Source organism: Neobacillus sp. PS3-40 (assembly GCF_030915485.1).
Classification (GTDB): domain Bacteria; phylum Bacillota; class Bacilli; order Bacillales; family Cytobacillaceae; genus JAUZPL01.
Window position 1 is genome coordinate 2255738 of the sequence record NZ_CP133266.1, and the last position, 15553, is coordinate 2271290.

16 protein-coding genes are annotated in these 15553 nt (G+C 37.2%); 4 read left to right on the forward strand and 12 right to left on the reverse strand.

Annotation, left to right across the window (positions count from 1 at the left end):
• The first annotated feature begins 55 nt into the window (after nucleotides 1-55).
• Together RCG20_RS10985 and RCG20_RS21770 are read left to right on the forward strand one after the other, a co-directional pair.
• Nucleotides 56-427, forward strand: coding sequence for a helix-turn-helix domain-containing protein (locus tag RCG20_RS10985; RefSeq protein WP_308180215.1), 372 nt, complete (start codon nucleotides 56-58; stop codon nucleotides 425-427).
• Between the two features lie 192 nt (nucleotides 428-619).
• Nucleotides 620-709, forward strand: a complete 90-nt coding sequence (locus RCG20_RS21770; RefSeq protein ID WP_374120459.1) for an IS3 family transposase — start codon at nucleotides 620-622, stop codon at nucleotides 707-709.
• 65 nt (nucleotides 710-774) lie between these two features.
• Here RCG20_RS21770 and brnQ read toward each other — a convergent pair whose 3' ends face one another.
• The gene (brnQ, locus tag RCG20_RS10990) at nucleotides 775-2109 is read right to left on the reverse strand and encodes a branched-chain amino acid transport system II carrier protein (protein WP_308180216.1); all 1335 of its coding nucleotides are present in this window, start codon (nucleotides 2107-2109) and stop codon (nucleotides 775-777) included.
• Nucleotides 2110-2447: 338 nt separating this feature from the next.
• Nucleotides 2448-3338: a LysR family transcriptional regulator gene (locus RCG20_RS10995; RefSeq protein ID WP_308180217.1), complete on the reverse strand. Its 891-nt coding sequence runs from the start codon at nucleotides 3336-3338 to the stop codon at nucleotides 2448-2450.
• A 254-nt stretch (nucleotides 3339-3592) separates the two neighbouring features.
• On the opposite strand from RCG20_RS10995, the gene RCG20_RS11000 reads away from it, so the two are divergent.
• On the forward strand, nucleotides 3593-3751 hold the full coding sequence (locus tag RCG20_RS11000; RefSeq protein WP_308180218.1) for a hypothetical protein: 159 nt from the start codon (nucleotides 3593-3595) through the stop codon (nucleotides 3749-3751).
• 1034 nt (nucleotides 3752-4785) lie between these two features.
• On the opposite strand, the gene RCG20_RS11005 is transcribed toward RCG20_RS11000, so the two are convergent.
• From RCG20_RS11005 to RCG20_RS11040, 8 genes are all read right to left on the reverse strand, one after another.
• On the reverse strand, nucleotides 4786-6717 hold the full coding sequence (locus tag RCG20_RS11005; protein ID WP_308180219.1) for an FtsX-like permease family protein: 1932 nt from the start codon (nucleotides 6715-6717) through the stop codon (nucleotides 4786-4788).
• On the reverse strand, nucleotides 6707-7468 hold the full coding sequence (locus RCG20_RS11010) for an ABC transporter ATP-binding protein (RefSeq protein ID WP_308180220.1): 762 nt from the start codon (nucleotides 7466-7468) through the stop codon (nucleotides 6707-6709). Before RCG20_RS11010 ends, RCG20_RS11005 begins: the two co-directional genes overlap by 11 nt.
• Nucleotides 7469-7572: 104 nt before the next feature.
• Complete coding sequence (locus tag RCG20_RS11015) at nucleotides 7573-8577, reverse strand: sensor histidine kinase (RefSeq protein ID WP_308180221.1); 1005 nt, start codon at nucleotides 8575-8577, stop codon at nucleotides 7573-7575.
• On the reverse strand, nucleotides 8574-9266 hold the full coding sequence (locus RCG20_RS11020; RefSeq protein ID WP_308180222.1) for a response regulator transcription factor: 693 nt from the start codon (nucleotides 9264-9266) through the stop codon (nucleotides 8574-8576). Before RCG20_RS11020 ends, RCG20_RS11015 begins: the two co-directional genes overlap by 4 nt.
• Nucleotides 9267-9672: 406 nt before the next feature.
• Complete coding sequence (locus RCG20_RS11025) at nucleotides 9673-11049, reverse strand: MATE family efflux transporter (RefSeq protein ID WP_308180223.1); 1377 nt, start codon at nucleotides 11047-11049, stop codon at nucleotides 9673-9675.
• Nucleotides 11050-11168: 119 nt separating this feature from the next.
• The gene (locus RCG20_RS11030) at nucleotides 11169-11597 is read right to left on the reverse strand and encodes a MarR family winged helix-turn-helix transcriptional regulator (protein ID WP_308180224.1); all 429 of its coding nucleotides are present in this window, start codon (nucleotides 11595-11597) and stop codon (nucleotides 11169-11171) included.
• 174 nt (nucleotides 11598-11771) lie between these two features.
• A complete protein-coding gene (locus tag RCG20_RS11035) occupies nucleotides 11772-12695 on the reverse strand; it encodes a helix-turn-helix transcriptional regulator (protein ID WP_308180225.1) in 924 nt (307 codons plus the stop codon).
• Nucleotides 12696-12904: 209 nt separating this feature from the next.
• Nucleotides 12905-13333, reverse strand: coding sequence for a VOC family protein (locus tag RCG20_RS11040; RefSeq protein WP_308180226.1), 429 nt, complete (start codon nucleotides 13331-13333; stop codon nucleotides 12905-12907).
• Nucleotides 13334-13581: 248 nt separating this feature from the next.
• Here RCG20_RS11040 and RCG20_RS11045 point away from each other — a divergent pair, with 248 nt between their 5' ends.
• Nucleotides 13582-14154 (forward strand): LOG family protein, encoded by a 573-nt coding sequence (locus RCG20_RS11045; RefSeq protein ID WP_308180227.1) that lies wholly within the window; start codon nucleotides 13582-13584, stop codon nucleotides 14152-14154.
• Between the two features lie 285 nt (nucleotides 14155-14439).
• On the opposite strand, the gene RCG20_RS11050 is transcribed toward RCG20_RS11045, so the two are convergent.
• Complete coding sequence (locus RCG20_RS11050; protein WP_308180228.1) at nucleotides 14440-14937, reverse strand: LURP-one-related/scramblase family protein; 498 nt, start codon at nucleotides 14935-14937, stop codon at nucleotides 14440-14442.
• Nucleotides 14938-15388: 451 nt separating this feature from the next.
• Entirely contained in the window at nucleotides 15389-15538 is a 150-nt protein-coding gene (locus RCG20_RS11055; protein ID WP_308180229.1) for a beta/alpha barrel domain-containing protein, read from the reverse strand.
• Between the last annotated feature and the right edge of the window lie 15 nt (nucleotides 15539-15553).

Sequence of the window (15553 nt, forward strand, 5' to 3'; positions counted from 1 at the left end):
CCTATTTTACTGTGTTATAATGAGTTCAATATTTTAAAAAATGGAGTTTGAGAGCATGCTTGAACATTTATCCGAATTAAGAAAAAGCCGAAAATGGTCCTTACAAGATACTGCAGATCAACTTGGAATGGCGAAGAGCACTTATGCCGGATATGAATCTGGGTATCGTGAACCCTCCCTTCAATCGTTATCACAAATTGCAGATTTATTCGAAACAACTGTTGATTTTATAATTGGAAGAACAGAAAACGACTCGAATTTTATAGAGATTACAAATCTAAATAAAAGTCCAGATCACAGACTTTCAATTGATGGAAGACCATTATCACCAGATGAATTAATCGATTTTATTGCTTTTGTGAGAATAAAGAGAAGTTTGAGGACGAAAGAGATAGGAGAAGTAGCTCCAACGGATATAGAAGAGTGATTCTTTATGTTAGTGCAACTCTGATCAAGGAAGTATATATACTTCTTATGTTTTTAAGAATCACGAAAAACATCATTTGATTGGAAGCCTATCTAGACGAGGAAATCGTTGGTATAACTCAGTTATGTAATCATTTCATTCGAATAGTAAAACAGAAGAACTCAAAATTATAAATTTAATTCTATATCCAATATGGACGTAATTCCGAAAATTTATAACTATATTTATCATTATAACGAGGCAAGAATTTTTAAAAAACTAGGCTACCTCACTCCAAAATGATTTGGAAATAAGGTAGCCTATTTGGTGTTTTATATGTGTCTCATCTCGCTAGGTAAGTTCAAGGACTATGCTGCTTTCTTAAGAGTCATATCCTTATTAAATTTAACTTTTTCAAAAATACTCCCTATTATAAAACCAAGCAAACCAGGAATGACCCAACCGAAGCCCTTATTTTGCAAAGGAACAGTAGATAATAATTCTGAAAATGAACCATTTAAAAAGGTAGAATTGATGATTTCCATCAAGCTAAATAATCCGACTAGACCAATTGTCATGACATAAACTGGTCGTTGCTTAAAAGGCAATCGATCATGTAAAAGACCTAAAATAATTAAGGTAATTGCCATTGGATACAATAAATCCAGCACCGGGACAGATACTTTTAATATTTGAGATAGACCAAGATTTGCAACAAAACCACTGACCAAGCATAAAAGGATTGCCCATTTTATATAAGATAATTTTGGGAAAACACTTGAAAAATATTGAGCACATGATGTGATTAATCCGATACAAACACTTAAACACGCTAATGTGAAAATTAATCCTAAAACAATTGTTCCGCTAGTACCAAACAATTGATGTAACACTGTACTTAATACAATGGCTCCATTATCAACTTTTCCTGTTACCTGCGCCGATGCTCCTATGTATGCAATCACTAAATAACAAAAAGTTAAAAGCACCCCGCAAATTAGCCCAAATATCGCTAAATATTTTACCTGTAAGGTTTGTTTGCTTATCTTTTTACTTCTAAAAATATTGGTAAATACAATTCCATAAATTAATGCGCAAATGGCATCCATTGTTTGATATCCATCTAAAAATCCTTGTGAGATTGGATTCTCTTTATATGATAAAGTAGCTTCTTTGAAGTCTGGTAAATCAGTAAATAGAGCTTTGATAAAAACAATGATGATTAATACTAGTAAAGAAGGTGTTAAAATTTTTCCAAATCTATCTACTAATTTGGATGGCGATTTTGCGAACCAAAAAACGATACTAAAGAATACTACTGTATAAACCAAAAGCCCGATCGGCGAAGACTCGATTGTATTTGGTAAAAAGGGCTTCACTCCCATTTCATAAGCAAGGCTGCCTGCACGGGGAATGGCGAGGCCTGGTCCTATTGACAAATAAATGGCCATTGGAAAAAGTAAAGCAAAAGTAGGATTAACTCTATTTACTAGAGTATCGAATGTTCCTGATTTTGCAATAGCTATAAAAGCTAATACAGAGAGACCCGCATCTGAAATAATAAAACCCATATCCGCTTGCCATACATTTTCTCCTGCAGCATGCCCCAAATAGGCTGGAAAAATTAAATTTCCTGCACCAAATACCATTGAAAATAACATAAAGCCAATAAACATGATTTCTCTATTGGTTAATTTATTCAAACAATCCACCTCAACCCAAAATTGTTATATTAAAATACTTTTTTATTCTATCAGATATCCGTCCTACTTTAATATTACATATGAAAAATTACTATATATTTCACTAAATTAGAAATAATCCTCTTTATTAAACTTTTTGTGCCATTTCACTAAATAATGAATAAAAGGCTACCAACCCAATAATAAGTCGGTAACCTCTTTTTTAAGCAAAAAATATTTCTTTTTTGAAATTACCAAATGATCCCCCTTTTTCTTCTAGTAAAAAGGCCTTTTCTACCTACATATGACAAAGTCCATTAAATTAATGTCCATCTTAATAAGTTTAAAGTGCTACTTATTCAATGCTCTTCACCCTGTAACACCAATGTCTCAATAAAATTTACAAAGGCCTTCACAACGTTCCACTCCAATGATTCTTTATGATAATACATCCATGTTCTGCGTAGTATCGGATTTCCTTTTTGATCATTTAAATCAATTTTATATAATTCTTTAATGTCCTTGAGCATTCGACTGGCTAAGATACCGTAGCCCAATCCATTGATAACCATTTCCTTGCATGTATCAACCTGATCTACTTCGATACTAATTGAAGGCGGCAGTGTATAGTTTTCGGTCCACCAATTATCAATTAATGATTTTAATAAGTAATCTCCGCTATAGTTAATTCTGGGGAGATGAGGCAAATCAGCAAGATCGATCTCTTCCTTAGATGCTATAGATATTGTTTCTTCAAATAATAAATGTTTCTTTAATCCTCTGTAGCTATAGTCGCCTCGAACAAATGCGATATGAACATCCTTATTGTGAATTAGTTGTGTTACATCTTTACTCCAACCTGTCGTCAGTTTAAATTCCACATAAGGATACTGTTGTTTAAATAATTTCAGAATTTGGGCCAGTTCATAATTGGCAAAAAAGTTAGATACACCTAATTTCAATGTTCCCACAACTTCATTACCTATATTATGACTCATATTCCGAACATGTCTCTTTATATTGCTATATTGGGCAAGGATATCATCGGCACATTGAACAAGATATTCGCCCTGTGGGGTAAAATGAACCCCTCTGCTTTCTCGTGTTACTATTTTGACACCTAATTCTTCCTGCATGTGCTTTAAACGATTAGTTAATGCAGGCTGGGTAATAAACAAAAGCCTTGCCGCTCTCGTTATATTTTTCTGACTATAGAGGACCTTCAGTATTTCCCAATCACGGTAATCCACTATTCTCCCCCTAATTTTTCCATATAAAAGTTTTTTATATCATACTATAACTTTTTAGCATTTTATTTATTTTCATTATTGCATTATCATTGGTCTGTAGCAATTAATAATTACTTCATCAAACTTGAAGCAGTACTTTATTAAAGCTAAATCACCCATAAGGTTAAATATAGCTTATGAATCTTTATCCGTATTTATTTCTATCCAATCAGCATGACTGAAGTAACTTTTTTTAAAAAATAGGAGGCATTTTTATGTGGATTATAACTCGTTATATAGATTCAAATATTTCCATGTTCGAATTTGAAACTGAAAAAGAAGCAAGAGAGGCTCTCAAAAAGATAGAGGGCTATAAAATTCTTACTGAAGTTATTTACTTCAATGATCCGTGTTTTCAACAGGAAGCAGCTTAATATATTTACGTTCTAATGAGGGGTACTATCAAATACCTCACTGAACAGCTAGCCCCTCATTCATAATTTAGAGTATAACAATTTAAACAAATCATGCTTAAAAAGAGCAGTCTTATAATGATCTGCCCAGATTGTTGAGAAAGGGGTATTTTCTCAGCAATCTTTTTCATGTTTTGACAAGCTAGAGAAAAGAGAGCCATAAAGAAAACTTGGCTAGCGCCAAGCCTTAGCGCCGGCGATTGCCTAGTTGTCCTTATGCGATTTAAGTGTTGATTAATCTTTACTACTTGTAGATGAAAAATCCTCTTAAATAATTGAAGGCTTTTCCTTACTCGGGTAACCAGCGACAATAAAATAAGCGGAGATTTTTCGGGTAGATGCAGAATGGAGCTCATTTCGGGGTAAATAAGCGGAGGGTTTCCGGTTATGCAAAGCAAAGTCCCCCATTTTTGAGGTTTTTGAGTCAATAGGCGGAATCTCTCCTTCTATTTAAGCTAATTTCAATCCAATTTACTAATTAAGAGAAATTTTTCCGTCTATTTATCAAACCAGGTGCTTAATCTGATCCCCAACCGATTAGAGATGACCCTCATGGTCCCAGATGCGGGAATCAGCATCTTTTTTTCGACTAGTTGAGAGAGTATTTTTTTACCGTCTTGTCACTTAACCTCAGAAACTTCTCGACTTCTACAGGTGATATGGCTTCTCCTTTTCAAATCGCTAGCCGAAGCACTTCCTTTTCGACAAAGGACAGAGAGGTCTGATCCAGTTTATCACCCATCCATCGGCCAATCACCAACTGATTTTGGCGTTCCAGGCTGTTGGAAAATTGCCACCTGCTTATGTTCTTCAGGTGAACTTGTTTTAGCCTCCCCATCCTTAAGGAGAGGCATTTGACTAAAAACCTCTACTTATGATAAGGTTCAGCGCACCTGTATAACAGGCGGTTTGACTAATAAAAAAGGGGCCGTTTCTTGTGCTTCTTTAATGAAAGCACGAGAAACAGACCTATCTTTACGTGATTACGCCTTATACTAAAGTGCTTCTTCGATCAGTTTTTTGTAGTAGCGGATCGAGATAAGACCAAAGATGGAGTACAGTGCTGTGTATACGATCATGACGGCGACCATCGGTGTCCAAAGTTCTGTGCCGAAAATAAACCAGCCTGATTGGACGGCAAAGTAGCTATGCAGCAGCCCGATAGCAAGAGGGATGCCGAAGCCAAACAGCTGTTTGGCCTGGATTCCTTTCAGTAGATCACCTTGTGTAAAGCCGAGCTTCCTCAAAATCGTGTAATTTGGTTTCTCCTCTTCCCCCTCACCCATTTGTTTAAAATAAAGAATACAGCCTGACGTTACCAAAAATGTTAATCCCAAAAAGCCAACAATAAACATCGTTAACCCAATACTTTTCTTTTGCATGTTGCTCATTTCCAAAACCGATTCATGGACGCTGGAATCACTAAACTTCAATCCTTTAAAAATCATATTCGCTTTTTCAAGCTGATCCTTATTCTTTAAGTTGATTCCAATATATAACGAAACGTGATTTGCACCATTTTTCAAGCGGGTAAAAGCAGATTCATCGACAATTGCGACAGGAAAGCCACCAACGGTATAATTCCATGATAGAATGTAATCCTTTTTTAATCCTAAATAGTTAAGATGTACTCGTTCCTTTTGTACCTTAAAATCAATTGACCCGGAGTCTTTTAATTTCATAAATTTTTGCAATAAATCACTGTAACCTGTAAAAATGGCATCGCCCGGACGGACATCTGTTCCAGTGACAGCTTTGTCACTGACAACAGAAATCGTTGTCTTTCTTGGATCAGAATTTAACCCCTTTATATGTTCAACCATAATCGCTTGCAGGTTAATCTTTGCCTGAACCACATCAATCCTTTTTTCCGAATAAAGAATTTTCTTTGCATCCAACTCCTTCAAAAACATTTCTGCGTCCTGACTTTTTGTAAACGCAAAATCTGCAGCAACCTGATTTTTTGCTGTTTTTTCAGCAGAATAGTAGGAAATATAGCTTAACGACAATAAACCAATTGCCAGTGCCGAAACCGTGGTAATAATCGTTAACAATAACGCATTTGATTTGATTCGAAACATAATCGAGGATAGCGATAATACTTCATTAATCGTTAAATAGCCGTCTTTCTTTTTCCGGATCATTGCAAAAATAAACCTGATCGAGCCTTTGTAAAATAAATACGTTCCGATAATAACGGACGCCAGGATAAAAATCATTGCCCCGGCCAGCCAAGGTAGGCTTGTAAAATCACCATCAAACAATTTGGAAGAAACATAGTAGCCAAGAAGAATCAACAGAATTCCGGTAATACCCATGGCAATTTCAACCGTTGAGACTTTTTTCACCTTATTTTCAGACGAGGACAAAACACGAAATAACGCTAAAATGCTTTGTTTTTTCATAAATGCATAATTCATCAACAGGATCACAACAAAGATGGCGCCAAAAACCACAAGTGTTTGAATGAGTGCCTGTGTTGAAAAATGCAGTGTGGCGATTGCTTTCACCGTTGTGATTTTATACAAGATCATGATAAGTAATTTCGACCCCGAAAATCCAAGCAAAATTCCAACCAGCAGTGAACCAAAATACAGAATAATGTTTTCAGTGCTGAGGATACGAAAAATCCTGTTTTTCGTCATCCCAATTAATTGAAACAACCCGATCTCCTGGCTGCGCCGCTTCAAAAAAATGTTATTGGCATAAATCAGAAAGATTGTGACAATCGTAATCAGCAGGACAGAGGCGGTCTTGATCGCTGCAGCGCCTTTGATCGAGCCTTTCGTGGCATCCATGGCCGGGTCATATTGCAAGGTCACAAATGCAAAATAGAGGGCCGCGCTAAAGATCAATGCAAACACATAGAGATAATAGTTTTTTAGATTTTTTTTCAGATTGCGGAGAATCAGCTGATTAATGCTCATATTGCACCCCGCTTAACACACCTTGCGTTTTCATGATGTCATTAAAAAATGTCTGCCTTGATTGCTCGCCCTTGGTTAGCTGAGTATAAATCTGACCGTCTTTTATAAATATAACCCTGCTGCAGAAGCTTGCCGCGGCAGGATCATGGGTGACCATAACGATCGTGGTGCTACGTTTTTGATTTAATTGGTTTAACTTGTTTAATAAATCGGACGCCGACTTGGAGTCGAGGGCACCGGTTGGTTCATCAGCAAAAATAATGCTCGGCTCATGGATAAACGCCCGTGCCGCAGAGGTCCGTTGTTTCTGTCCCCCGGAAATTTCATTTGGATACTTGTCTTTACTATCATAGATGCCGAGTTCTTCTGCGACTGCCTGGAATTTTTGCTGTGCCTCCTGCTTTGGCACTTTTGAAATTGACAACGGCAGGATGATGTTTTCTTTCACCGTCAGGGTGTCGAGGAGGTTATATTCCTGAAAAATAAACCCTAAATGGTTTTTTCGGAATTCGGCCAGCTGTTTTTCCTTCATTCCGGTCATTTCAGTTCCTTCAATAATGATCGAACCGCCGCTTACTTTATCAATCGAGGACAGGACGTTGAGCAAGGTCGTTTTTCCGGACCCTGAAGCCCCCATGATCCCAACAAATTCCCCCTTTTCGATTGTTATATCAAGACCTTTCAACACTTCTTGTCTATTAAATTTGTTTCCATAGGATTTATGAATTTTCACTGCTTCTAAAATTGCCATTTCAGCACACTCCTTACTTTGTTCATACTTCTTTATTATAAAAAAGGGCTACATCCTTTTCCTTCGATTATCCGAACAAATAACAAAAGCATGTGACATTTTTGTCACATGCGGGTAATCCTCGTAAAGTCATTCCTTTTTGGAAAAATCAAGGAAAACGTGGTTCCTTCTCCTGAAGTGGAGGTGACCTCCATCGTAATAAGCAGCGGTTTTACTGCCTTTTTTGCTAAAAATAACCCCATGCCCGTTGCAGAATGGTCCTGATGGTTAGTTGTTGAAGTAAAGCCTTTATCAAAAATGCGCGGCAAATCCTTTGGGTCGATGCCTCTTCCAAAATCCTCAACAGTCATGATCGTTTGTTCATTCTCCTGGTAACTTTTAATTTTAATGTCGGATGCCTCACTGTATTTAACCGCATTCGTCAAAAGCTGCCTGATAATAAACGCGAGCCATTTGCCATCACTTAAGACGGACGCCTCCTCCAATTCCACTTCAAAACCAATTTTTTTCTGAATGCACCATGATTGCAAATCCTTGATTTCCTTAAAAATGACCAATTTTAAATCTACCGTTTCAATATAAAGATCATTTTCCAAAAACGGCAGCCGTTTTTGATGGAGCTGCTGATCGAGCAGATGATGAATTCGAAGCCATTCCACCGTTAATTTATTTTTCATGGTGGTATCGTCCATTTTTTCGATCATTAAATGCATTGCCGTCAATGGCGTTTTGACCTCGTGAATCCAGGCAAGAAGATCATCTTTTTCTTCTTCCAGAGCAATTCTGTTTTTGGTGGTATCCTGTTTCAGCCGCACAGTCTGGCTGGTAATCGTGGTCTCAATTATTTTTTCAAAGGGACTTTCAGCCGCGGGGAAGCTTGTCATATCCAGAGTATTATCCCATTCCAAAAGGCTTTGATAGAATTTTGTTTCCTTATTAAAACGAACAACCAGGAAAAGAAAAAATACAATCGCTGATAAAAAGACTATGTAAAGGATTGGACCCAATGGAATGGTGTTGTCGAGATAAGCAACAAATATGAGCAGGCATTGCAGAAAGATAAAAAGCAGAATCCAGCTGCGACGTTCGGTTAAAAAATTCTTGATCATACAGGGTGTTCCTCTTCAACAGCGATATAACCCTGGCCGACCTTCGTTTCGATACATCGGCCCAAACTGAGTTCGTCGAGCTTTTTCCTGAGCCGGTTGACATTGACGGTTAATGTATTGTCGCTAACAAAGCGCTCGTCATCCCAAAGGCTTTTGATAAGATCTTCACGGCTGACGATGCGATTTTTTTGTTCAATTAATTTTTTTAAAATAAATAGTTCATTTTTGGTCAGTTCAACAGATCCAAGGTGATTGGTAACTGTGTTTTGCTGATAGTCGACCGTGGCATCGCACCACGTTTTTAGCAGTAGCTGTTCAGAGTTGTAGTTATAGACGCGGCGGAGAATCGCCTGGATTTTTGCAATAAGTACATCCGTATGGAACGGCTTTTGAATAAAATCATCTGCCCCAAGCTGCATGGCCATCACCATATCTGTGGGGTGGTCCCGTGAAGAAAGAAACAGGATAGGCACATTGGAATGGGCGCGGATCATCCGACACCAGTGAAATCCATCGAACTTCGGCAGCTGAATATCAATAATCACCAAATCAGGATTGATTGCGGTAAACTCCTGCAATACTCTGCTGAAATCCGTTATCCCATAGACATCATACGACCAGCCTTCAAGCCGCTCCTTTAACTCATCAAACAGTGTAATATCATCCTCAACCAGCAAAAATTTAAACAACCCACTCACCCACTTTTAAGCACAGGGACAGTTCTCGTCATTATAAATGCAATCCAGAAGAACCGCCTTGTGATTATTTATTTGGAACTTATCCGCTATTTTATTATCATTTATTTTATTTGGTAGCCCCTTATTCAACCCTAAAGCTCCTGTTTTTGTAGAAAACCCACTATCTACATAGTAAGTGCAAGACTTAGTTATGAAAAGACTAATGAAAAAAGTGCTCTTGAGATTGCAGCTTCAATAGGTATTTTCGGAATTTTTTTGGACAAGTGATTAAAATTTCAATTTGCATATCCATTGGTTGTGAATAGCAAAATTTACTATTCTAGTGAATCATTTTAGCGTTGTTTTTTCAAGACGAAATAATGCTATTTACAACTTACTGCCCTATTTATAATATGGTTCACCAAAACGTATCTAAGGAAGGTTTTTTATTTTCACTGCTATTGATTTTTTTAGTGTAAAAAATAAATAGCACCAAACCCATAGCACAGGTAATCACTTCGGAAATGGTCATGGACCAGACAATCCCATGCAAGCCAAAGAAGTAATGCAAAACAATAATGACAGGAATAAAAAGAACCCCTTGTGTAACTGCCATAATGGTTGTTGGAATCCCTTCACCGGACGCTTGGAAGATACCCGTGAATAACCCTGTAAAGCCATTAAAAAGAGCAGATATCAACATAGCCACTAAAATATACGCTCCTATATTAAGAACAGATGGGTCATTTGAGAACATATGAATAACGGGTTCTTTGAACAAGGAAACTAAACCAATGAAAACTCCTGAAATTACGCCAATGGTTATTGCTGTTTGTTTAATGGCTGCTTTCAAGCGAGTAATATTTTTAGTAGAGAAATTGTAGGCAATTAAAGGAATAACCCCTAAGAAGAGCCCCATTGATAAAAACTCCGGAAATTGAACAATTCTTAATGCAATCCCAAAACTTGCAACAACGTTAGCTCCATATCCCATGGAATAATTGTTTAATAACAACGTAGTTATAATTAAGAAAGTGGCTTGTAATAGTTCGGAAATACCAATTTTGTAAACCTCTAATTGGCTTTTTATGTCGATTTTGAAATGATACATAAATCCTTTAAGATTTTCACTTTTGGTTTGTAAATACCAAACATAATAGATCGTAGAACCGATATTTGCTAAAACCATAGATAAAGCAGCACCAAATACATGCCAGTTAAGGACTAAAATAAAGAGAATATCAAATACAATACTCAAAGCGATGGCGATGAACATTCCGAACATGGACTCTTTTGAAGCACCTTCTGAACGAACCATTTGTTCTAAGGCAAAGTTCCATATAATTGCGAACCCACCGGCGAACATTGTAAGTGAATATTGTCTGGTGTAATCAAAAGTTGCCGCATCTGCACCGAGTAAATGAACAAGAGGCTTCATCGTAAAATAAGAAGCAACTGCAATGACAAGTCCAGTAATAATACTTCCATAGAAAGAATACCCAGCCACTCTTTTTGCTACTTCTCCTTCACCTATAGAAACTAACCTTGTAATAAATGTTCCACCTCCGACACCGAACATATTTCCAAATGCCATTAAAACAGTAAATATCGGTAATCCTAGCGTAATTGCGCTAAGCATAGCTGTATCATGCATTAATCCAATAAAATAGGCATTGATGATATTATAAATAGTCCCTACCAACATACCGATTATCATTGGAATTGATAAGTGAGCAATAGCCTTTCTGATTGGTGCTTCTTCTAAATAATAAGTATTTGATTCTGAGTTTTTCATTGTAATCCTCCTTGTATAGGGTTTTAATTATTAGAATTCTAACTATTTTATTAAAAATAGAATTCTTACTGTTATAATTCTAACTATTTTATTAACAGCAGACCTTGCTGCTGTATCAATCATAAAGTTCGATTGATCTTAGTCAAAAGTTCTTTGAGAATTTGTTTCTCTTCTTCCGTTAGAGATTGAACAACTTTCTTTTCCACTTCTCCAAATGCCTGATCGAAAGCCTCAATTAATTCTATTCCTTTTGGTAAAACATAGATATTCTTTTGACGCTCATTGTCCACTGGTATTTTCCGCTCAATATACCCCTTTTTCTCTAGACCTTGGAGCATACTAGTAATACTAGCCCCGCGACGCTGGAATACTTCTGCTAAATCAGTTTGAATCAATTCCTTATCCTGATGCTGATAGATATAGCTTATCATTCTACCTTGTTGTGCATTTAAACCCAGATCATTAACTTTTTCATCTGCTGTTCTCTTTAATTTGAGACCGATCATCTGGAATAAATCCGAAAAGGGCGTGTCTTTTCTTGTTCTCATTTTTTACTACTTCTCCTTTAAAAATCTAACAGTTAGATATCTAACAATACACATGGTATATTACAAGCATCCAACCAATTTGTCAATTCATTCATTCAGCATTTTGTTTTACACTTTTACTATCCTTTGCTTACAAATTATGATACAAAATACAACTGATTCTTTTTTTCCTGATTATCGAATTTTATAGATTTTATCCATTTTCTTGATATGACGCCGCACCTCATTAATTAATTCAGGAGGATCAACAACCAAAACGTTGGCACCATAACTTAAAACACTTTGAACAGCCCGATCAATACCGGGATACTCTGCAGTCACAGACAAAGATCCATCTGGGTTTTTACATACTTGTTCATGACTAAAGTCATCGCGGACCCTCGTCTTGATTACTGGATCAAAATGCAATACTACTTTTATCTTGGCACCTTTGGCTTGAATTTTAAACTGCCGCTCGACATCTTGAAGTGAATACAAACGACGAACGAACGTCTCGGGCATATTTTTCAGATTTAGAATTCGGGAAAGTCTGAATACCCGAAAATCAGACCGTGTAAGGCAATATCCGTATATATACCACCTATTCCCTTTAAGGAATAATCCCATCGGTTCAATGGTTCGTTCTGTTTCCGCACCTTTGATATCCAAATACTCAAGCTGGACTAAATGAAATTCCTTAATAGCTTTATGGAGAGATCCGAGATTATTCTTAACATTAGGCTTGGGCGTTAAATCTAGGTCAACATGAGTTGCGCCTGAGGGATTTGAAATGTCAGGCACCATGGCGCCTATTTTCTCTAATAGCCCATCAATATCTGAATCGTCTGTAACGGATCTTGCTCCGCGTAATGCGGAAAAAATGGTAGAAAAATCATCAAGGGATAAAACTTGTTTATCGATCCGATAGCCTGACATAATTTCATACCCACCATCAGAACCAGGGAATGAAACAATCGGAATGCCCGCTTGATTGATCGATTCCATATCTCGATAAATGGTGCGTAAGGAAACCTCGAACCGTTCGGCGAGCTCAGTTGCGCTAACGCGGGGTTGATTCAACAAAGTCATCGTGATGGCAAGCAGTCGATCCAGCTTCAATGAAAGTTCCTCCCTTTTATCGGAATCCCTATCTTTAATAGCTCCATTTTAACGCAAAAACGAAATCAAATTCAATTCGACCCTGGTAATGGTGTAAATTAAATTGTTAGGGATTGTCCATTAATAAAGAACGGCTCTTTCCGCAAACGAAGCGAACAGAGCCGTCTGATTACAGGCGCAATGCATAAGAGTGGACCTGTATTGGTTGGTTATCGAGGTACTACGGTAAGAATTTTGAACGTTACCCCAAATTTATCCGTTACGGTGGCATACGCAGGGCTGAATGGAGAATCCTTCAATGCTTCGTGAACATAGCCATCCTGTTTCAACGCTTCATAGAATTGAGTAGCCTTGGCTTTGTCCTCAGTTGTAATGCAGATGGTCATCTGCGTGCCTCCCTTTTCATAGGAGCTGCCGGTAAAAAAGTCTGAAAGTCGAAGTTCTGAGTCGCCGACTTTCAATATAGCAAATTGGATTAATTCTTTCATTTCCACCGACATCTGTGATTCAGCATTCCACGGTGCATCCCCAGCTAATAGTGTAGAGACGACTTCAGCATCCAGCCCTTTAACGTAAAGTTCAATTGCTTCTTTGGCTTTTCCATTCATCTCTAAAAAGGGGATTAAATTTGTTGTCATGATCAATCTCTCCTTGTTTTTTAAATAGTTTTTTTTTGAAGATTAGTCCATCATTCAAGCTTTGCAGCACTTGTCGGTGAATCAACCTTACATAACTAATATTAAAACAAGAACCCTGACAGCATTATGTCAGGGTTCTTAAGAGGGAAAATAAAAATTTTCTATAAACAAATAGCTCCATTTCTTTCCGAAATTTCATTATACTAATCTAGAACATTAGAATTCACACGATGTGGGGGGCATGTTAGATGAAGAGTATTGCCGTTTTTTGCGGATCAAGTATTGGAGCATCTGAAGCTTATCGACAAGGCGCTATTCTTTTAGGAAAAGAATTTGCCAAACGCAAAATTACATTAATTTATGGTGGATCTAGTATAGGTGTGATGGGAACGTTAGCAGACACTGTACTTCAAGAAGGAGGCAAAGTCATCGGTGTAATCCCTACATTACTTGCAGAACGAGAAATTTCTCATCAACATTTGACAGAGCTAATTATTGTTAATTCCATGCACGAGCGCAAAAGCAAAATGATGGAGTTAGCGGATGGATTTATTGCATTACCCGGTGGCCCTGGTACACTAGAAGAGTTTTTTGAAGTATTTACTTGGAGTCAAATTGGCTTGCACCAAAAACCTTGTGGCATCTTAAACGTTAACCATTATTATGATCTACTCATTTCATTATTTGACCATATGCAGAACGAACAGTTTTTACAACCACAGTATAGAAATGCTGTATTAGTAGACAGCGACGTTTCAGGGCTATTAGAAAAATTCTCATCTTATACACCTCCTACCATCAAAACGTATCGAAAAAACTAGCTTAACCTAAATCACCCCTTTAGATACTAAAGGGGTAAAACGGCCGTCTACAAAGTTTTGATCTTCTTACATTTAAAAAACAGGAGCACTAAAAGAGAAAATGCTAGTGCAATCGCAATCGGAAAATACACTAGACATACCGTGCACCATCACGAAATAAGTCGCATTTCCTTGTTCTGACCTCTAAAGAAAAGGCCTCTTAAGCAGGCTTCCTCACTATTCAAAAAGTTGCCAACTTATCCGCCTATTTAAGCGATATTTTATTATAACCCGTTAGCTCCGACGTTACGTCGTCGCTCCTGAGGAAGCAGCTCCTTCGTCAGCCTTCACACAATCAATTGCAACAACGATTGCAATAATAATGGTTTCCATTTCTTCATCCAATACTTGAACCTTGTAGCTATCTCCCCAAGTGAACCACTCCTTGCTCACTTTACCTACAACTTCACCGTACTGCAATACCTGAAAATCCATATCCCACCAATTACCATGCACTTCAATGCCTGCCGCATCAATCGTATAGCGTGCTTTAAAGAAAGAAAGCTCCTTCTTAATCGTTAATACCTCCCGACCATTCACCTCAACAAAAAACTTCGGTAAAAGGCTGAACACCTTTTTCGTAACGAGTGCTACTTCATCTCTTGTTGTATTCATAATGGAGAAAGTCTTTGGAATTTGCATAAAACTACCCTCCACGTAATATACATCCTTCTCCTGCTGATCCTTTACTGTAAATTTGCCACTAAGACTGAATACCTTCTGCTTTATATAAAATTGCTTCATATTAAGCCTCCTTCTTATGAGCATATTACTAATAGGTATATTGATGTTCTATCTGAGATATTAATATTTTCTATTATTAATTCTATCCACGAATGGGTTCATTATCTATATTCTATCCATTAAATTGATATACCTTCTTAATGTAAAAAGGTATGCATACCTATACGTTTGCACACCACACTAATCTATTTAACTGACTAAAACATCCTAATCTTTATTTCAAATTTGAACTCTAGCTATTTCAGCTTTTCGCGCGTAAAATAACCGTACCTATTTATGGTACGGTTCACTGTAATGTATCTAAATGAGGTTTTTCTGCACGTAAGCCTAATTTAATTAATCCGTTTGGAATACAGTTATAAACCGAAGTGAAAATACTTTAAAAGTGTGTATTTAGGTTCCACTATTATTCGACACTAATTTTTCTAAAGTGGACAATGTGACTACTTGGTTATAAATCTTTGACTTTTTCAAAGATTTGTTTTGCTCGTTTCTCGACTTCTTCATAATTACCAGGTTCAATGCCCGTCGTCAGCACACTTCCAATTCCTGCTGCAAAGCTTTCTTTTTGCAGCCATTCTGCAACATTATCCAGGTTCACCCCTCCTGATGGCAT